Genomic DNA, 19,696 nt, shown 5'->3' on the forward strand with positions numbered 1-19,696 from the left:
CAGGGGGCTTACCCCTCTTTCTGCTTCGTCTCGGGCATCGCGAAGAAATACAGCATGAAGCCGACGCCAGCGACGACGGCCAGGGTCAGGAAGCTCACGCTGTACCCCGCCCAAACGATGATCGCGCCGGCCAGCGTCGCGGACAAGGCCGCGCCCAGGCCCTGCGCGCTCGCCACCGCGCCCTGGCTGACGTTGAAGCGTCCCGTCCCCTTGGTCAGGTCGGCGATCACGACCGGGAACAGCGCGCCGAAGATGCCTGCGCCAATGCCGTCGAGCGCCTGCACGCCGACCAGCCACCACGGATTGTCCGACACGGTATACAGTGCCCCGCGCGCCGCGAGGAACCCGAAGGCGACGAGGAACAGCGGCTTGGTGCCCCATTTCTCGGTGTTGCGGCCGACGACGATCGCGACGGGTACCATCACCAGCTGCGCCGCGACGATGCACGCGGCGGTCAGCGACGTCGCCTGGTCCTTGCCGACGGTCCGCGCGAGCAACTGGCTGACCGAGGTCAGCATCGCCGCGTTGGCGAGGTGGAACAGGAACGCCGTCCCCGCGAAGATCATCAGCGGCTTGTTTTCGACCAGCGCCTTCCACCCGCTCGGCTCCTCGCAATCGTCCTCCGGCTCGCAATCGAGACCGCGTGCCACGGCATTGTCGATGTCGTCGTTCCTGATCCGCGACGCGGTCACGATGCTCGCAACCGTCAGCGCGCCCATCAGGTAGAAGACGACGACCGGTCCGAACTTCCACGCGAGCACGCCCGCGAGCGCCGCCGACACGGCGTTGCCCGCGTGGTTGAACGCCTCGTTGCGACCGACGCGCTTGGCGAACAGTTTGGGGCCGACCAAGCCAAGCGTGATGGCGGAGATCGCCGGCGCGAACACCGCGCCCGCAACCGCCGCGATCGACTGGGTGACAGCGACCGCGGTAAAGCCACTGACGATCGGCAGTGATACGCTGCTGAGCGTCACGAGCAACGCGGCGATCATCACGATCCGCGGCTTGTTCCTGCTGCGATCGATGAGTCCGCCCGCGGGCGTCTGCGATATCAGGCCGACGATCCCGGCGATCGTCAGGATCATGCCCACCGTCGCCTCGTTCCAGCCATGCGCAGGCCCACGCACCGCGACGAGATAGATCGCCAGATAAGGCCCGAGCCCGTCGCGAACGTCGGCAAGGAAGAAGTTCAGCGCGTCGAGCGTCTTGTTCGGCGCTGATGTAGCGTCCGACCCGCCCTTGGCCTTGCCGCTATTGGCGGATGCCGTGTCCGTCGTGGCCATGAGAATTCCCTGAAATATCGGTGTCGTCGAACGCGGTGCCGGACGGCGATCCCTGCGCGCCGTCGGATCGCTAAAGCTGCGGCACCGGGCAAAGTTTCCACGCCGACGAAATATTGTTCGGCTTGATTTTGTTCAGTGATGTCAAAAGCTAAACCGAAACTGAACGGGCCCGTTAAGTCTCAAATCATGAAGTTATTGTCACGGAACGATGAACCCTCAGCCTCGCTGTGGGCAGCATCGGCGGATCATCTGCCACACGACTTGAAAGAGCTTTAATGACAGGATGTCTGACCTGGATCCACTTTGGCGATCTGCATGTCGACGAGGTCGATGGGTATGAAGGACTGTCACGTTTCCGGGACCTCGTCGCGCTCGCGGAGACGCATCTGAATGATGCGGTCGACTTCGCGCTGTTGCCCGGCGACAATGCTAATCACGGTACCGACGACCAATATGCGCGGATCGCGGACGCGATGACGGGGCTGTCGCTGCCGTGGCACGTGCTGGCGGGCGATCATGATTTCGAACCCGGCGACCTTACCGCGATGCGCGCGATCACGGCGAAGATGGCACCCTATGCGGAGACGATCGCCGGCTATCGGTGCCTGTTCCTGGATATCGTCTCGGCGGGGAAGGGTGGTCCCGACTTCCGGATCGACCCGGCCCAGCGCGCCTGGATAGAACGCGAACTGAGTGCAGCCGCGGTCGCTGGCGAACCGGTGGCGGTGTTCATGCACGCCTATCCCGGCGACCTGCGCGACGATCCGGACGGTATCGCCGGGCTGTTCGCCGCGCACCGCGTCGCGTTCGTCGACACCGGGCACACGCATTATAACGAGCTGCTTAACGACGGCCGCGTGATCTACGGCGCGACCCGCTCGACCGGCCAGATCGAGGAGGGCGCACCCGGTTTCTCGATCGTCACGCTCGACGACGGCGTGCCGAGCTGGAGGTTCCAGGCGATCGACGATCCCTGGCCGCTCGTCCAGATCACCAGCCCCGCCGACCGCCGCCTGATCACCGACCCGGCGCGCGCCGACAATGTGCCCGGCAGCGCCTTCACCGTGCGCGCGAAGGTGTTCGGCGGCGCAGACACGGTGTCGCTGTACGTCGATGACGGCCAAGCCGTCCCGATGACGCGCGTCGACGGCGTGCCCTCGCTTTGGAGCGCCTCGGTCGATCGCGTAGCCGATGGCCTCCACCATCTCGCCGTCCGCAGCGACGGGAGCGAGGACCGGATCGAGATCCTCGTCCGCAACGCAGGGCCACGACCGAAGCGCAATCCTTCCATGGCGCTCGGCCGCGACGTGAACGCGATCGGTGCCTGGCCCGATCGTGGTATCGACGGTGCGCAGCGTGGCCCGAACAAGAACGGACTCGATTGGTGAATACCGCAACGATGACGATGGTCCGGCGTATCGGCGCGCGGATGCCCGCGGCATGACTCTCCACACCTACGCGATCTGGGCGATCTGCTTCGTCGCGACCTTCGGCGTGATCACGCGTCCGTTCAAGCTACCCGAAGCGGTCTGGGCGCTCGCTGGCGCTGCGGTGTTGCTCGTGTTCGGACTGATGTCGCCCGATGCCGCGTGGAGCGCCGTATTGAAGGGTGGCGACGTCTATTTGTTCCTGATCGGCATGATGCTGTTGTCCGAGGTCGCTCGCGAGCAGGGGCTGTTCGACTGGGTCGCCGAACACGCGGTCCGCCTCGCAAAGGGATCGACCAGCCGCCTGTTCGCGCTCGTCTTCGGCGTTGGCATCGTCGTCACGACATTCCTCTCGAACGACGCGACCGCGGTAGTGCTGACCCCCGCAGTCTACGCCGCGGCGAAGAAGGCGAAGGCCGACCCGCTGCCGATGCTGTTCGCCTGCGCGCTGATCGCCAACGCGGCGAGCTTCGTGCTGCCGATCTCGAACCCCGCGAACCTCGTGTTGTACGGTGGCGCGCTGCCGTCGCTCGGCGCGTGGATGGCGTCGTTCGCGCTGCCATCGCTGCTGTCGATCGGCGTGACGTTCCTCGTCCTGCGCTGGGTCGAGCGCGAGCGGCTCACCGGGCAGTGCGAGACCGTCGTCGAGACCGGCACGCTGTCGCGTGGCGGCAAGATCGCGCTCGGCGGGATCGTCGCGACCGCGGTTCTGCTGATCGCCGCGTCGGCGCAGGGGCACGATCTCGGACTGCCGACCTGTCTTGCCGGTATCGCGACGATGGCCGCGATCTGCATCGGGGAGCGCAAGTCGCCATTCACGACGCTCGGCTCGGTATCCTGGGCGGTGCTGCCGCTCGTCGCGGGCCTGTTCGTCCTGGTCGAGGCACTGGCGAGCACCGGCGTTATCACGATGCTGGCGCGCTGGCTCGCGGCCGGTGCGGCGAACTCGCCGTCGACGACCGCAGGCGTTGCGGGGACGATCCTGGCGTTCGGATCGAACCTCATGAACAACCTGCCGGCCGGATTGATCGCGAGCACGACGCTCCAGCAGGCCCACGTTCCGCAGATCGTCACCGACGGCCTACTGATCGGCGTCGACCTCGGCCCGAACCTGTCGATCACCGGCTCGCTCGCCACCATATTGTGGCTGACCGCGATCCGCCGCGAGGGCGAGGATGTCGGCTTCTGGCGGTTCCTCAAGGTGGGCGCGGTGGTGATGCCGCCAGCGCTGTTCGCCGCGCTCGGCGCGCGCATGCTCATCGGCTGAGCGCGCGCCGAGCGGCAACCAATTAGATCCCGGCAATCAGATGCCGGCAGCAGGCGTCTTCGCGACCGTCCCACGGTGCATGACGAACTCGACGTGTTCGAGCCGCGTGACGTCCTGCAGCGGAGACCCCGCCACGGCGATGATGTCCGCGGTCTTGCCGGGTGCCAGCGTGCCGATGTCGTCGCGCCCGAGCAGGTCTGCGGCGCCCACCGTGGCGGCGGCGATCGCCTGGGTTGGGGTGAGCCCGTTCCTGACCATCAGCGCGAACTCGGTGGCGTTGTCGCCGTGCTTCGACACGCCGGTATCGGTGCCGAACGCGACCTTAACGCCGGCGGCATAGGCGCGGCGGTGACTGGCCGCCATAGCCGCGGCCGCGGCCTCGGCCTTGACGATCGTCGCGGGCGGCAACGCGCCGCCGCGTGCCTGGGCCAGCGCCGCGACGGGTGCGATCTCGGTCGGCACCAGATAGGCGCCCTTGGTCTTGAACAGCCGGATCGTCTCGTCGTCGAGGAACGTGCCGTGCTCGATCGAGTCCACGCCGGCCTCCAGCGCGGCCTTCGTGCCCTCGGCGGCATGGCTGTGCGCGGCGACCTTGCGACCGAGCGCATGCGCGGTCTCGATGATCGCGCGCATTTCCTCGGGCGTCATCGCTCGGCCGAGGCCGCCACTGACGTTCGACAGCACGCCACCGGTCGCCGCGAACTTGATGACGCGCGCGCCCAGCGCGACCTGCGCCCGCACCGCGCGGCGGCAATCGTCGGGGCCGTCGCACAGGTTCATTTCCTTCGCGTGCACCATGTCCGCGAATTCCTCCGCCAGCCCGTTGCCGCCGTCACCATGCCCGCCCGTCACCGAGATCATCTCGCCGGCATTGGTGATGCTCGGCCCTTCGACGGTACCGGCATCGATCGCATCGCGCAGTGCCCGGATACCCCGCGGATCGCCGCCCAGGTCGCGCACCGAGGTGAAACCGGCCGCCAGCGTCGTGCGGGCGTTGGCGACCGCGGTCATCTCGTCGTCGAACCGGTCGCGGTTGAGCGCTTCCAGCCGCGCGCGCATCGGATCGCCGCCGATGCCCCAGAGATGGACGTGCATGTCGACCATCCCGGGCAGTACGAATGCGGTACGCAGGTCGATCAGCCTCGCCCCCTGTTCCGGCGCGACGAAGCCATCGCGCAGTTCGACGATCTTCCCGTCGCGGACGATGATCGTGGTGTTGCCGCGCGGTGCCTGGCCGGGTCGGTCGAGCACCGTGCCCGCCTGGATATAGGTCGTGGTCGATGGCTTGCCCTGCGCCAGTACCGGTGCCGCGACGATTGCCGTCAGCCCGATCATCCATGCCTTGATCATCACATAGTCCCCCTTTGATACGTGATGCTCGCCGATGCGCGCCGCGGCGGCAAGAGGGCATCGATCTATCTTCACGATCGCACCGCCAGACGCTTGGCAGACCCCGCTGATCGCGACTATACCGCTCGGTACTGAAATACGGATTCGACGGTCGCAACGACACCGTCGGCTCAACAGGAGAGTGGCGATGTCGATACTTGTCAACGGGTCAGCGGTGGCGCTGCCCGACGATCCCCGTGTCTCGCTGCTCGATTTGTTGCGCGAAGGGCTGCATCTGGCGGGCACCAAGAAGGGCTGCAACCAGGGCGCGTGCGGTGCCTGTACCGTGCTCGTCGATGGCGAGCGGATCGTCTCCTGCCTCGCGCTCGCGGTGCAGTATGACGGGCGACAGGTGACGACGATCGAAGGGCTGGCCGACGGCGACGCGCTGCATCCGTTGCAGCAAGCCTTCATCGATCACGACGGCTTCCAGTGCGGCTATTGCACGCCGGGCCAGATCTGTTCGGCGATCGGCATGGCGGCGGAGGCGAAGCGGGGCGTGCCAAGCCATGTCAGCGCCGATCTCGCGGCCGACGTGACACTGACCCGCGAGGAATTGCAGGAGCGGATGAGCGGCAATCTGTGCCGCTGCGGCGCACATAACGGTATCATCGACGCGATCCGCGAAACCGTAGCAGCGGAGATGGCGGCATGACCCCGTTCACCTACGCGCGCGCTGAGAACGCCGCAGACGCCCTCCGGCTCGGGCAGGCGAATATGACGGCCTATCTCGGCGGCGGCACCAACCTGGTCGACCTGATCCGCGAGACGGTCGCACGACCGAGCGCGCTGGTCGACGTGACCGGACTGTCGAACGAGATCGAGGAGACCGAGGGCGGCGGGCTGATGATCGGCGCAGCGGTGCGCAATACGGCGCTGGCCGAGCATCTTGCGGTGCGGACGCGCTATCCGGTACTGTCGCGCGCGATCCTGGCGGGGGCGTCGGCGCAGATCCGCAACATGGCGACGGTCGGCGGCAATCTGCTCCAGCGGACCCGGTGCACCTATTTCTACGACACCGACGGATCGCGCTGCAACAAGCGTGCGCCGGGGTCGGGCTGCGACGCCATCGAGGGTTTCACGCGGGGACACGCCATTCTCGGCGCGTCGTCGGCGTGCGTCGCGACGCATCCTTCCGACATGTGCGTGGCGCTCGCCGCGCTCGATGCGGTCGTGCATCTTGACGGGCGGGGCGGGGCCCGGACGCTGCCGTTCACCGAGCTTCACCGACTGCCGGGCGATCATCCCGAGTTCGATACCGTGCTCGAGCCGGGCGAACTCATCACCGCGATCGAACTGCCGCCGCTGAGTTTCGCGGCCAACTCGACCTATCGCAAGGTGCGCGACCGGGCGAGCTACGCCTTCGCGCTGGTCTCGATAGCAGCCGCGCTTGAGATCGAGGACGGCGTTATAAAGGACGTGCGGATCGCGCTCGGCGGGGTCGCGCACAAGCCGTGGCGCGCGTCGAAGGCGGAGGCAGCATTACGGGGCGGTCCGGCGACCGAGGAAGCGTTCCTCGCCGCCGCCGTTGCCGAGATGGCGGACGCCGCGCCGCTGCGCGACAATGGTTTCAAGATCGCACTGACCAAGCGCACCCTCGTTGCCGTGCTTGGCGACCTTGCCGGAGCAGCAGCATGAGCATCGTCGACACGGTCAAGGAAACCGCGCAAGGCCTGGTTCAGGGCGCGATGAGCAAGCTGGTGCCGCTCGCCCCCGACAGCTGGATTCCAGGCGGCGTGCCCGATCCGCTGATCCGCCAGCAGCATGGCCTGATCGGCACGTCAGTGTCGCGGCTCGATGGCCCGCTCAAGGTGCGCGGCGCGGCAACCTTCGCGGCCGAGTTTCAGCTGGAGAACATGGTCTACGCCGCGCTCGCTTATGCGACGATTCCGCGCGGGCGGATCGCGGCGATCGATACCGCGGCCGCGGAGGCTGCGCCGGGCGTCGTGGTAGTGATGACGCACCTGAACGCGCCCCGGATGAACCCGCCGGCGGTGTTCGGCTCTTCGCCTACCGCGGCGGGGCCGGCGGACCTGCCCGTCATGCAGGACGACCGCGTCCACTGGAACGGCCAGCCGATCGCGGTCGTGCTCGCCGAGACGCAGGAACAGGCCGATCACGCCAAGTCGTTGATCGTCGCGACCTACGCGGCCGAGCCTTCGACCACGTCGCTCGCCGCGGCCAAGGCTGAAGGACCCAAGCAGGGCCTGTTCATGGGCCAGCCGTTGCTGAACGAGATCGGCAACGCGGACGCGATGCTGGCAGCGGCGGCGCACAAGGTCGATCACGTCTATCGCACGCCGCGCCACAACCACAACGCGATCGAGCCGCATGCCGCGACGATCGCGTGGGTCGGCGACGAACTGATCGTCCACGACGCGACGCAGCTCGTCACGGCAGAGGCGCAGACGATCGCCGACGTGTTCGACCTGAAGGCGGCACAGGTGCGCGTGACCTCGCCGTTCGTCGGCGGTGGCTTCGGTGGAAAATGCCTGTGGGATCACCAGATCCTCGGCACCGCCGCGGCCAAGCTCGCCGGGCGACCGGTCCGGATCGCGCTGTCGCGTGAGGGCGTGTACCGTGTCGTCGGTGGGCGCACGCTGACCGAACAGCGGGTCGCGATCGGCGCGGACGCGGATGGCCGCTTCAAGGCGCTGGTCCACACCGGCATCGCCGCGATGACGCCGCACAACAACATGCCCGAACCCTTCATCCTCGGCACGCGCGGCGGCTATGCGGCGGACAGCTTCAAGCTGTCGGTCGAGACGGTCACGATGAACATGCTCGCCAACACCTTCATGCGCGCACCGGGCGAGGCGGTCGGCACGTTCGCGCTGGAATCGGCGATCGACGAACTCGCGGTCGAACTCGACATGGACCCGATCGCGCTGCGCATCCGCAACGAGCCGGACAAGGATCCGACCTCGGGCCTGCCATTCTCGTCGCGGCATATCGTCGAGGCGTGGCGTAGCGGTGCGGAGCGGTTCGGCTGGAACGAGCGGAGCGCCGAGCCGGGTATGCGTCGCGAAGGCGAGTGGCTGATCGGCATGGGCTGCGCGACCGGGACCTATCCTTATTACCGTATGCCGGGCGCCGCCGCACGGATCACGCTGCGTCGTGACGGGCATGCCCTCGTCGAGATCGCCGCGCATGAGATGGGCATGGGGACGTCGACAACGACCGCGATGGTCGCCGCCGATCGCCTCGGACTCCCGCTCGACCGCGTCTCGGTCGGCTATGGCGATTCGATCATCCCCGGCGCGATCCTGGCCGGTGGATCGCAGCAGACCGCGGCGATCGGCGCTGCGGTGATCGCCGCACACCATGCGCTGGTCGCCGAACTGCTGAAACTCGCGGGCAATGATTCGCCGCTCTCAGGCCTGTCGCCCGACGAAGTTGGCAGCGAGGATGGCGGGCTCGCCAAGCTCGACGACCCGACCCGCCGCGAAAGTTATGTCTCGATCCTCGAACGAGCGCAGCGCGAGAACGTCGTCGTCAGCGAAGAGGCGTCGCAGCCGCTCGAACTGATGCATTGGTCGATGCATTCGCACAGCGCGCTGTTCTGCGAGGTGCGGGTCAACGCGATCACCGGCGAGACACGCGTGAGCCGCTTCCTCGGCGCATTCGATTGCGGTCGCATCCTCAACCCCAAGACCGCGCGCAGCCAGTTCCGCGGCGGGATCGTCATGGGCCTCGGCATGGCGCTGATGGAGGAGACGCAGTTCGACGAGCGCAACGGCCGCATCATGAACCCGAGCCTCGCCGAATATCACGTGCCCGTGCACCTCGACGTGCCCGAGATCGACGTGATCTGGACCGACATCGCCGACCCGCATACGCCGATGGGCGCGCACGGCGTGGGCGAGATCGGCATCACCGGCGTCGCCGCGGCGGTAGCGAACGCGATCTACAACGCCACCGGCAAGCGCGTGCGCGACCTGCCGATCACGCTGGACAAGGTGCTGCTCTGATCGGACAGCGTGACCGGTCGGTTCCGCGCGGCCTTTACATGAGGCGACGGGCTAGCCGGTCAGGCAGGGAATTGCGCGATGGCCTTTCGTTTCTTCTCTACGGTCGGCCTCGGTCTGCTAGCTCTCGCGATGCCCGTCGCGATCGCGGCGCAGGAAGCGCCAGCCAAGCGGCTCGTGCTGATCGATGATGACGTCGTGGGCCTGAACGGCGCGCCCGCGTTGCTGCTTCAGGCACCGGGCGTCGAAGTGCTGGGGATCACCACGACCAGTGGTTCGGTATGGCGCGATACCGCCACCGCCTATGCGCTGCGGACGGTCGAGATCCTCGGCCGCACCGACGTGCCGGTGGTGCCGGGCGCGACTTATCCGTTGGTGAACAGCGAGGCGGCGACCAAGCGGTGGGAAGGGCTGTACGGTCGGCTCGAGTTCAAGGGGCCGTGGACGGAGCCCGCGTCCGCCGGCTCGGGCCAGTCCACCCCTGGTACGCCGTCGCCTTCGGTCGTGCCCAGCCTGCCGATCGGCGATCCCGCCACCAAACCGTCCGGCGAGATCGCCGCCGCGTTCCTCGTCCGGATGGTCCGCGCGCACCCGCACCAGATCACGCTGTTCGCCACCGGCCCGATGACCAACATCGCGATCGCGCAAAGCCTCGACCCGAGCTTCGCCGCGAATGTGAAAGAACTCGTCTACATGGGCGGCAGCCTCAATCCGCAGCAGTCGATCGACACGCCGGCAGCTGCAGAGTTTGCGCGCGAATTCGTCAACACGCCGCGCCGCGAGTTCAACATCCGCTGGGATCCCGAAGCCGCACGGATCATGGCGCACGGCGCGTGGCCGAAGGTGACGATGGTCCCGATCGACCCGTCGACGGGCACGCAGTGGACGCGCGGCTTCCTCGACAGCCTCAAGCCAGCCCACACGGCGCTCACCGACACATTTCAGACCGGGCTCGAACCGGGATTTCCGATGTGGGACGAGATCGCTGCGATGGTCTGGCTAGAGCCCGCCATTATAACGCGCGCCGAGGCGCTCTATATCGATTTCGACACGAGCCAGACCGCGGGATACGGCGATACCCTGTCGTGGCACGACTCATACCGCCCACATCTCGGCGAACGCGCGCAGACCGTCGTGCTTCGTGTCGACCGCGATAAGATGGAGGCGGCAATGCGCGCGCTCTACACAAGACCTCTGAAGCGTAGACCGTTATCGCGGTAAAGCCGTCCACCCGATAAGGACATTCGCTCCCTAAGGCGGCTCCCGTACGGACATACGTAACCATCGACGCCCTGAGCCAGAAATCCGCGTGCAGGACTCAGTCTTGGGATGCCCGCCACCGGCGCACGGCCTCCTCATACGCCTGCTTTTGCCCGCGCAGCGCGTCCTCCGCAGCCTCCATCCTAGAGGAGCGAGCCTGCTCCAAAGCGCGACGATCCTGCGCACGCGCAGCCTCCCGTTCGGCGAGATCTTTCTTCTTCCGGTTAAAGTCTGCTCGTAACGACGTCAAAGCCTCCTCAGCCGCATCAAGCTCGTCGCGTTTCGGCCTTGGCTTGGGTTTAGCCTGAGGTTTCGCTCGTGGTTTCGCGGTAGGTTTAGGATCGGCATCCGCATCCGCATCCGCATGCGCATCGGCATCGCGCGGCGCGGCAGGCGCCCGCTGTTCGGGCAGTGCCGCAATCTGTTCCGCCGTCGTCCCACGCGAGTGCTTCACGACCGTGCTAGGGGAGGCCAGCGGTTCCGCCATCAACGCCGGATCCGTGACTTGCTCGGCAATGCCCCGCGCGAACAAGTCGCGGTCACTACCCCACGCCGCCAGTGCCGCCTTCTGGCTCGGCGCAGCGACATACGCATCGTAGAAACCCGCTACGGTCCGGTACACCTTCAACTTTTGGACACGCGCCATGCCAACCGATAGCGTGGCGCGGCGCTCTGTGGAAGTTGCCTGACCCAGGCCACTCGCCGATGCGACCAATCGGTGCCGGTATCTAACGCTATAAGAAAATGGTGGACGCACTTGGGCTCGAACCAAGGACCCGCTGATTAAGAGTCAGCTGCTCTACCAACTGAGCTATGCGTCCATTCCGGGGCGGTTTTGAGTGGCGCCCTGGTGTGGCGCCCCGCTGCTGGAGGCGCGCTGTTAGCAGACTCATCGGGGCCCGCAACCCCCTTTTCGTCGATCCGAGTCCGTTTTCGTCGATCGCGCCGCTTTTTCGCGAAATAAGTCGGTTTTTCGCCCTACCAGCCGACCGTCTTGCGGTTCTGGCGGTCGATCGACATCAAAATGCCGAGGCACAGCAGCACCGTCATCTGCGCCGAGCTGCCGAAGCTCACCAGCGGCAACGGGATGCCGACGACGGGGGCGAGGCCCATCACCATCATCAGGTTGATCGCGACGTAGAAGAATATCGTCGTCGACAGCCCGGCGGCGGTTAGCCGGCCGAACCGGGTCTGCGCGCGCTGGCCGACCTCGATCCCCCAGCGGATCACCAGCAGGAAGGCGAGGATCAGCAGGCAGCCGCCGACCAGGCCCCATTCCTCCGCCATCGTCGCGAAGACGAAGTCGGTATGCCCCTCGGGGAGATAGTCGAGATGGCTCTGCGTGCCCTGGAGGAAGCCCTTGCCCCAGATCCCGCCCGAGCCGATCGCGATTTTCGACTGGCTGATGTGATAGCCGGTGCCGAGCGGGTCGCTCTCGGGATCGAGGAAGATCAGGATGCGGTTGCGCTGGTAATCGTGCAGCGCGAAGTTGATCGCGAGCGGGATCGCCACTGCGGCGGTGATCGCGCCGCCGACGAACAGGCGCAGCGGTATGCCTGCGAGGAACATCACCGTCGCGCCGCCCGCGCAGATCATCAGCGCGGTGCCGAGATCGGGCTGCTTCATCACGATCGCTGCGGGGACGCCGATCAGTAGCGCGGCGGGCCAGACCGCGCTGAACCGTCGCGTCTCGCCGGGCGGGAGCATGTCGTAGAATTTGGCACAGGCGAGCACGATCGCGGGCTTCATGAATTCGGACGGTTGCAGGCGGATGAAACCGAGGTCGAGCCAGCGCTGCGACCCGCCCGAGACCTTGCCGAGGATCTCTACCGCGACCAGCGACACGACGATCAACGCATAGGCCGGCAGCGAGCCCGCCTTCCACGTCCGCTCGGGAACGTAGGACAAGGCGATCGCACCGGCGAGCAGGACGAAGAAGCGGATGCCCTGCGACAGCGCCCAGGGTTTGAGCGAGCCGCCCGCCGCGGAATACAGCACGACCTGGCCGAAACAGCCGATCGCGACCACCAGCAGCAGGACGCGCCACGGCAGCTTGGCGAGCGGTTCGGGGACGATACGGTTCATCGCTGACGCTCGGTACGGTTCACGGCTGGCGGTCCCTTGAATCATCTTCGGCGACCGTAGCGCCCGGCGCGGTCAGCGCTTCCTGCGTGGCGTTGGCCATGTCGGTCGCGTTCTCGACCGCGGGGGCGTCGCTGGGCACGATCGCGTCGGTCTTGGTGGCGATAGCGGCGGGCGGCGCGGACTGCGCCTTGCGGTAGGTCTCCGCGGTCGCCGCCATGCGCGTGCGGATATCACCGCCCCAGGTCGGTTCGACCTCGGCGAGCGATTTCAGCGCACGCTCGCGGTCGAGCATATAGGTCATGATGTCGCGGCCGATCATCGGCGTGTCGAGATTGCGCACGGTGTGGCCGTTATGCTCGAGCACGACCGCCAGCGCATAGCGCGGGTTATCGGCGGGCGCGAAGCCGATGAACAGCGCGTGGTCGCGCATCTTGAACGGCAGCTGCCCGTTCTTGAGCACGCCCGAGCGCCGTTCCGCCATCGTGATGCGGCGGACCTGCGCGGTGCCGGTCTTGCCCGCGATCGCGACGCCGGGGATCAGCAGCTTGGCCGCGCCGCCGGTGCCGCCCTGGTTGATCACCCCGAACATCGCATCGCGGACGCGCGCGAGATGCTCGGAGTCGATCGCGAGGGCAGGGGAGTCGCGGTGGACGTGGCTGGCCAGGATGCTCGGCTGCAACGCGCGGCCGGACGCTAGGCGCGCGGCCATCACCGCGAGCTGCAACGGGTTCGCCAGCACATAGCCCTGGCCGATCGACGCGTTGAGCGAGTCCGCGACGGTCCAGTCGTGCTTGTACTTCTTCAGCTTCCACGCCGGATCGGGGACGGTGCCGTAACGCTGCGTCGAGAAGGGCAGGTCGAACTTCTGCCCCATCCCCAGCGTCCGCGCGATCGGCGCGATCGCGTTGTAGCCGACCCGCCGCGCCATCTCGTAGAAATAGATGTCGCAGCTCTGCATGATCGCGTTCTTGAGATCGAGCGGACCGTGGCCACTTTTCTTGTGGCAGTGGAACACGCTGGTCCCGAGCCGCATCGCGCCCGAGCAATTGACACGCGTCGACGGATCGACACCCGCGTTCATCAGGGCGAGCCCGTTCATCGGCTTCACGGTCGAGCCCGGTGGATACAGCCCCTGCGTGACCTTGTTCATCAGCGGCACGTGATCGTCGTCGCTCAGCATCTGCCATTCGAGATGGCTGATCCCGTCCGAAAAGCTGTTCGGATCATAGGCCGGCATCGACACCATCGCGAGCATCTCGCCGGTGCGGGTGTCGAGCACGACGACCGATCCGGAGTTGGTGCCAAGCCGCCGCGCCGCATATTCCTGAAGCCCCACGTCGATCGTCAGCCGTGCTGTCTTACCGGGGACGTCGGGCTTGGTCGCGAGTTCGGCGACCAGTTTTCCGCGTGCGGTGACCTCGACCCGCTTGGCGCCGGCGACGCCGCGCAGTTCGGCTTCCAGCATCTTCTCTAGCCCGTCCTTGCCAAGCTTGAAGCCGGGCGTCACGAGCAGCGGGTCGTGCGTCTTCTTGTACTGCTCGGCGTTGGGTACGCCGACATAGCCGGTCAGATGCGCGACCGCCGCGCCGGCCGGATAGCTGCGTGCAAAGCCGCGCGTGGGCGCGACGCCCGGCAGTTCGGGCAACCGCACGCTGACCGCGGCGAACCGCTCCCAGTCGAGATTCTCCGCGACCTGGACCGGCTGGAACCCGGCGGCGTGTTCGAGGTCGATCGCGATCCGCTCGACTTCCTCGGGCGGCAATTGGAGGATGCGGCCGAGCAGCGGCAGCACGCGCTCCTTGTCGCGCAGGCGGTCGGGGATGATGTCGACGCGGAAATCGGTGCGGTTGTTGGCGATCGGTACGCCGTGGCGATCGACGATCCAGCCGCGTCGCGGCGGCAACAGCGTCATGTTGACGCGGTTGCTCTCGGACATTTGCGTGTAGCGTTCGTTCTGCGCGATCGACAGCCATGCCATGCGGCCGGCGAGCAGCAGCCCGACGCCGCCTTGCGCCGCGCCCAGCATCCACGCGCGGCGCGAGAAGCTGTACGCCTGCGACATCTCGGTGACGATCCGCGGGGTATTCCTCACTCGGCACCGCGCTTGTTCTGGATCGCAGCGACGATGCGCGCGGCCAGCGGGAACATCAGGATCGTGACCGCGATCTGCGCGATCAGGATCGTGTCGACATGCGCGCCGACCGGTACCGCGATGAAGCGCCCGACCAGGATGCACGCGGCGATCAGCCCGCCCGCGATCAGCCAGTCCTGCCAATAGTCGCGAAACGCGAGGCGCTGTTCGATCATATCGATCGCGACGAACGCGAGCGACCACATCAGCACCGCGCTGCCAAGTGGCTGACCGCTGACGAGGTCGTCGAAGAAGCCGAGCGGCGCGGCGGCCCAGGGCTTGAACGCGAACCGTGCGAGCAACCGCCACGCGAGCAGCATGACGAACCCGAACGGCGGGAGCAGTGGGATCGTCGCGACCACCGGGATGATCGTGATCAGCGACCCGGCCATGACGGTCGCCCAGGGGATCGCGCGCGACCGGCCCGCCGGGATCTTCGTCTCGAACGGCTTGTAGTCGACGCTGTCGACGACGCGAGCGCGACTCATTGTTGCGTTACCGGGCGGGGCGGGGGCACGGGCATGAACATCCGCTCGACAAGTGCGAAGTCGAGCGTGTCGGGATCGGCGAACGCGCGCGCCATCACCGAGTCCGACCCAGCCTTGGTCACGCGCGCAACCGGAACCCCCGGGGCGTAGATGCCGCCCGTGCCGGTCGTTACGAACAGGTCCCCGGCGTTGAAGCGAACATTGGTCGCGTTGACCGAGCGGATGTCGATCATCCCGTCGCCGCGCCCCGCTGCGATCGCCGGCATGCCGTCGCGCGTGCGGCGGACGGGCACGATGCTGTCCCCGTCGCTGAGCAACAGGATGCGCGCTGCGTTGGGGCCGGTCTCGACCACGCGACCGATCAGGCCGTCGGGGCCGCGCACCGGCATGCCGGGCAGCACACCGTTCCAGCGACCCGCATTGAGCAACGCATAGCGCCGCCCGCTCGACGCGCTCGAACTCACCAGCCGCGCGGTCACGACAGGCACAGTCGAGCGTTCGCGGATCGCGAGCAGGCTGCGCAACCGGCGATTGTCATACGCGATCGTCCGCGCGCGCATCAGCAGCGCCCGCGTCCGCTCGCGATCGGCCCGCAACGCGACGTTCTCCTGCTTCACGAAGAAGTAGTTGCCGATCGCATCGGGAATCCCCGAGATCGAAGACCCGACCGTGGCGAGCCCGGTCGACACCGGCGTCGTCACGCCCGCGACGCCCATCCGCAGCGCGGAAACCGCGGGCGGATTGAACGTCGACGCGACAAGCAGCACCAGGCCCACCACCGCACCAGCGACGGCGAGCACATAGCCCATGAACACACCATATTGCCGACGCCGGGAAAACCCCGTGCGCCGGTCGCGGGCTGGCGCCATGCGCCTGTCCCCCTGTCTCGGGCGCCGCCGAAGCATGGAGGCCAGAACCTCCACGACTCGGACGGCGCGATTTCGTGTCCGTATGTCTTAAAGCAAAAACAAACCCTTAGCCGCTCATCAGCACGCCGCGGAACAGGGGGTCCTCGAGCGCGCGACCGGTGCCGAGCGCGACGCAGGTCAGCGGGTCCTCGGCGACCGTCACCGGCAGGCCGGTCTCGTCGCGCAGCACCTCGTCCAGACCCTGCAGCAACGCGCCGCCGCCGGTAAGCACGATGCCCTGGTCGACGATATCCGCTGCGAGCTCTGGCGCGGTGTTCTCGAGCGCGACGCGAACGCCCTCGACGATCGTCGCAACCGGCTCGCTGAGCGCTTCGGCGATCTGGCCTTGGTTGATCTGGATCTCCTTGGGCACGCCGTTGACGAGATCGCGGCCCTTGATCTGAATGATCATGCCGATGCCGTCGACCGGCGGCTTGGCGATGCCGACCTCCTTCTTGATCCGCTCCGCGGTCGCTTCGCCGATCAGCAGGTTATGGTTGCGGCGGACGTAGCTGACGATCGCCTCGTCCATCTTGTCGCCGCCGACGCGTACCGAGGTCGTGTAGGCGAGACCGCGCAGCGACAACACCGCGACTTCGGTCGTGCCGCCGCCGATGTCGACCACCATCGAACCGATCGGCTCGGTGACCGGCATGTCCGCGCCGATCGCTGCCGCCATCGGCTCCTCGATCAGCCAGACCTGCGACGCGCCCGCGTTCGACGCGGCATCGCGGATCGCGCGGCGCTCGACCTTGGTCGAACCCGACGGCACGCAGATCACGATCTCGGGCCAGCGCGCGAACTTGCGCGGGCCGTGGACCTTCTGGATAAAATACTTGATCATCTGCTCGGCGACGTCGATGTCCGCGATCACGCCGTCGCGCAAAGGCCGGATCGCCTCGATGTTGCCCGGCGTCTTGCCCATCATCATCTTGGCGTCGTCGCCAACCGCCTTGACGCGCTTGATGCCGTTGATCGTCTCGACCGCGACCACCGACGGCTCGTTCAGGACGATGCCGCGGCCACGGACGTAGACGACGGTGTTCGCGGTGCCGAGGTCGATCGCCATGTCGTGCGACATGAACTTGAAGAAACGCGAGTAGAAGGCCATTCAATCAGGGTCCCGTAATCCTGGCCGCCGGACGGGCGGCACATCGCACACATCATCTCGCGTGACCCGCCGGTGATGTCGAGCACCGGGTGCCTGTTTAAATGGCGTTTGCGGGTCGCGGGATGCCGTCGCTTGGTCTAGACGCAAACCCATGTCAATACGGCGTCTCCCCGAGCATCTGGTCAATCGCATCGCCGCCGGTGAAGTGGTGGAAAGACCCGCCAGCGCGTTGAAGGAGTTAGTCGAAAACGCCATCGACGCAGGGGCAGGACGCATCGCGATTCTCCTCGTGGAAGGCGGCACGTCGCGGATCGAAGTCGCCGACGACGGCTGCGGGATGACCCCCGCGGACATGGCCTTGGCGCTCAAACGCCACGCGACCTCCAAGCTGCCCGACGAGTTCATCGAATCGGTCGTGACGCTGGGTTTTCGCGGCGAGGCGTTGCCCTCGATCGCGAGCGTCGCACGGCTGACGATCGAAAGCCGGATCCGCGGCGCCGAAGGCTGGGCGCGGACCGTCGACAACGGGAAGGTCGAGCGCGAAGGCCCCGCAGCGCTGCCGCCCGGCACCCGCGTCGTAGTCGAGGACCTGTTCGCCCGCGTCCCTGCCCGCCGCAAGTTCCTCCGCTCCCCGCGCGCCGAATACGCCGCCTGCCTCGACGTCGTCCGCCGGCTCGCGATGGCTAGGCCCGATATCGGCTTCACGCTGGAACATGACGGCCGCCGCGCGCTGTCGGCGATGCAGGTCGAGGACCGGCCGGGCAGGGTGGCGACGCTCACCGACCGCGCGCTCGCCGACAATTCGGTCGCGATCGACCTGGAGCGCGAAGGCCTTGTGCTGGGCGGCGTCGCCAGCCTGCCGACCTATAATCGCGGCATCGCCGACCACCAGTATCTCTTCGTCAACGGCCGCCCGGTAAAGGATCGCCTGCTGATGGGCGCGATCCGCGGCGCCTATGCCGAGATGCTCCCGCGCGACCGCCACGCCGTCGTCGCGCTGTTCCTCGACATCCCGACCGACCAGGTCGACGTCAACGTCCACCCCGCCAAGACCGAAGTCCGCTTCCGCGACCCCGCAATGGTGCGCGGCCTCATAGTCTCGGGCTTGCGCCGCGCCCTCGACGCCGCCGGCCACAGAAGCCAACGCGCCAGCGAGTCCGCCCTTTCCATGTGGCAACCAGAACAAATCTCCTCTCCCCTCGGGGGAGAGGAAGGGGCTCGTCCGCAAAGCGGATGGGAAGGTGAGGGCGCGCCCCAGAGGCTCCCGCTGGAAAACCGAAGCTACAGCACCCTAAACGAGTCCCGCCCAACCTTCTTCGCGTCGCCCCCACAAGCGCGCGCCGAACCCGCCTGGACACCACCACCACAGACGACGGCCTTCCCGATGGGCGTAGCGCGCGGCCAAGTCGCAAAAACCTACATAGTAGCCGAAGCCGAAGACGGCCTCGTCCTGGTCGACCAGCACGCCGCCCACGAACGCCTCGTCCTCGAACGCATGCGCGCGGCCCTGATCGGCGGCACCATAGCGAGCCAAGCCCTGCTGATCCCCGAAGTCGTAGAACTCGACGAATCCGCCTGCGACCGTCTCGAATCCCGCGCCGGAGAACTCTCCGAATTCGGCCTCGACCTCGAACGCTTCGGCCCCCACGCCATGCTAGTGCGAGCCACCCCCGCGCTGCTCGGCCAAAGCGACCCCAAAGGCCTCGTCACCGACCTAGCCGACGAACTCGCCGCCTTCGACGAAGCCCTCTCCCTAAAAGAGCGTCTAGACGCAGTAGCCGGTACGATGGCCTGCCACGGCTCCGTCCGCGCAGGCCGCATCCTGTCGGTCCCCGAAATGAACGCGCTCCTCCGCGAAATGGAAGTCACCCCGCACTCCGGCCAATGCAACCACGGCCGCCCCACCTGGGTGAAACTCGCACACGGTGACATTGAGAAGCTGTTCGGGCGGAAGTGAGGACCTTTCGAAGAGCCGTAAGATTATTAATCATCCCTAGAGCCAAAGCATATCGAGGGGCGTTGCGTGCCCGTCGGCGATTCAGTACGTTACCTTTAATTTCGTAAACGTCTGGCATGGAGAGTGCGATGCGGAACGCGGGGCTTATTTTGATCGGTCTGCTAGTCACCGGTGCGGCGGATGCACAATCACAGGTAGATACTGGTCGAATATCGCAAATCGACATGGGGCGCATCTACGAAGGTAGAAACTCCGAATTCATTAGAACGTCGGTTGAGCCGACCACGTGTCTCATTCGAAAATCCACGAAGAAGCGTGAGTGTCGAACACGCGATCAGTGGAAACGTCTGGCGCAGCGGATGCCGGTCAGCAAAACTTCAAATCGCTAGTATTCACGACTGTTTTCGCCGGTTGCGCAGAAC

15 protein-coding genes and 1 tRNA gene are annotated in these 19,696 nt (G+C 66.7%); 7 read left to right on the forward strand and 9 right to left on the reverse strand.

Going from position 1 to position 19,696, the window contains the following annotated elements:
* Nucleotides 1-8: 8 nt before the first annotated feature.
* Nucleotides 9-1,283: an MFS transporter gene (locus C8J42_RS06590; protein WP_133019392.1), complete on the reverse strand. Its 1,275-nt coding sequence runs from the start codon at nucleotides 1,281-1,283 to the stop codon at nucleotides 9-11.
* Nucleotides 1,284-1,558: 275 nt separating this feature from the next.
* On the opposite strand from C8J42_RS06590, the gene C8J42_RS06595 reads away from it, so the two are divergent.
* Nucleotides 1,559-2,671, forward strand: coding sequence for a metallophosphoesterase (locus C8J42_RS06595; protein WP_133019393.1), 1,113 nt, complete (start codon nucleotides 1,559-1,561; stop codon nucleotides 2,669-2,671).
* 52 nt (nucleotides 2,672-2,723) lie between these two features.
* Complete coding sequence (locus C8J42_RS06600) at nucleotides 2,724-3,977, forward strand: arsenic transporter (RefSeq protein WP_133019394.1); 1,254 nt, start codon at nucleotides 2,724-2,726, stop codon at nucleotides 3,975-3,977.
* A 36-nt stretch (nucleotides 3,978-4,013) separates the two neighbouring features.
* Here the strand turns inward: C8J42_RS06600 and C8J42_RS06605 are convergent, their stop codons facing one another.
* Nucleotides 4,014-5,327: an amidohydrolase family protein gene (locus tag C8J42_RS06605; RefSeq protein ID WP_243644156.1), complete on the reverse strand. Its 1,314-nt coding sequence runs from the start codon at nucleotides 5,325-5,327 to the stop codon at nucleotides 4,014-4,016.
* 187 nt (nucleotides 5,328-5,514) lie between these two features.
* On the opposite strand from C8J42_RS06605, the gene C8J42_RS06610 reads away from it, so the two are divergent.
* From C8J42_RS06610 to C8J42_RS06625, 4 genes are all read left to right on the forward strand, one after another.
* Complete coding sequence (locus tag C8J42_RS06610; protein WP_133019395.1) at nucleotides 5,515-6,021, forward strand: 2Fe-2S iron-sulfur cluster-binding protein; 507 nt, start codon at nucleotides 5,515-5,517, stop codon at nucleotides 6,019-6,021.
* Nucleotides 6,018-7,004, forward strand: coding sequence for a xanthine dehydrogenase family protein subunit M (locus C8J42_RS06615; RefSeq protein ID WP_133019396.1), 987 nt, complete (start codon nucleotides 6,018-6,020; stop codon nucleotides 7,002-7,004). Before C8J42_RS06610 ends, C8J42_RS06615 begins: the two co-directional genes overlap by 4 nt.
* Entirely contained in the window at nucleotides 7,001-9,337 is a 2,337-nt protein-coding gene (locus tag C8J42_RS06620; protein WP_133019397.1) for a xanthine dehydrogenase family protein molybdopterin-binding subunit, read from the forward strand. Before C8J42_RS06615 ends, C8J42_RS06620 begins: the two co-directional genes overlap by 4 nt.
* A 78-nt stretch (nucleotides 9,338-9,415) precedes the next feature.
* The gene (locus C8J42_RS06625; protein WP_133019398.1) at nucleotides 9,416-10,555 is read left to right on the forward strand and encodes a nucleoside hydrolase; all 1,140 of its coding nucleotides are present in this window, start codon (nucleotides 9,416-9,418) and stop codon (nucleotides 10,553-10,555) included.
* Between the two features lie 97 nt (nucleotides 10,556-10,652).
* Here the strand turns inward: C8J42_RS06625 and C8J42_RS06630 are convergent, their stop codons facing one another.
* The 7 genes from C8J42_RS06630 to C8J42_RS06660 all read right to left on the reverse strand — a co-directional run bounded on the left by C8J42_RS06630 (nucleotide 10,653) and on the right by C8J42_RS06660 (nucleotide 17,317).
* Nucleotides 10,653-11,240, reverse strand: coding sequence for a hypothetical protein (locus C8J42_RS06630; protein ID WP_133019399.1), 588 nt, complete (start codon nucleotides 11,238-11,240; stop codon nucleotides 10,653-10,655).
* Between the two features lie 99 nt (nucleotides 11,241-11,339).
* Nucleotides 11,340-11,415: transfer RNA gene (locus C8J42_RS06635), tRNA-Lys, on the reverse strand.
* A gap of 157 nt (nucleotides 11,416-11,572) precedes the next feature.
* Nucleotides 11,573-12,679 (reverse strand): rod shape-determining protein RodA, encoded by a 1,107-nt coding sequence (rodA, locus tag C8J42_RS06640; RefSeq protein WP_107953933.1) that lies wholly within the window; start codon nucleotides 12,677-12,679, stop codon nucleotides 11,573-11,575.
* Between the two features lie 19 nt (nucleotides 12,680-12,698).
* Nucleotides 12,699-14,741: a penicillin-binding protein 2 gene (gene mrdA / locus C8J42_RS06645; RefSeq protein ID WP_207897095.1), complete on the reverse strand. Its 2,043-nt coding sequence runs from the start codon at nucleotides 14,739-14,741 to the stop codon at nucleotides 12,699-12,701.
* 26 nt (nucleotides 14,742-14,767) lie between these two features.
* Entirely contained in the window at nucleotides 14,768-15,298 is a 531-nt protein-coding gene (locus C8J42_RS06650) for a rod shape-determining protein MreD (RefSeq protein ID WP_082440961.1), read from the reverse strand.
* Nucleotides 15,295-16,167, reverse strand: a complete 873-nt coding sequence (gene mreC, locus C8J42_RS06655) for a rod shape-determining protein MreC (protein WP_133019401.1) — start codon at nucleotides 16,165-16,167, stop codon at nucleotides 15,295-15,297. The genes C8J42_RS06650 and mreC overlap by 4 nt, the downstream gene beginning before the upstream one ends.
* Nucleotides 16,168-16,273: 106 nt before the next feature.
* Entirely contained in the window at nucleotides 16,274-17,317 is a 1,044-nt protein-coding gene (locus C8J42_RS06660) for a rod shape-determining protein (protein WP_055878614.1), read from the reverse strand.
* A gap of 151 nt (nucleotides 17,318-17,468) precedes the next feature.
* Here C8J42_RS06660 and mutL point away from each other — a divergent pair, with 151 nt between their 5' ends.
* Nucleotides 17,469-19,274: a DNA mismatch repair endonuclease MutL gene (mutL, locus tag C8J42_RS06665; RefSeq protein WP_133019402.1), complete on the forward strand. Its 1,806-nt coding sequence runs from the start codon at nucleotides 17,469-17,471 to the stop codon at nucleotides 19,272-19,274.
* The last annotated feature ends 422 nt before the right edge of the window (nucleotides 19,275-19,696 follow it).

It is taken from the genome of Sphingomonas sp. PP-CE-1A-559 (genome assembly GCF_004340965.1).
Classification (GTDB): domain Bacteria; phylum Pseudomonadota; class Alphaproteobacteria; order Sphingomonadales; family Sphingomonadaceae; genus Sphingomonas.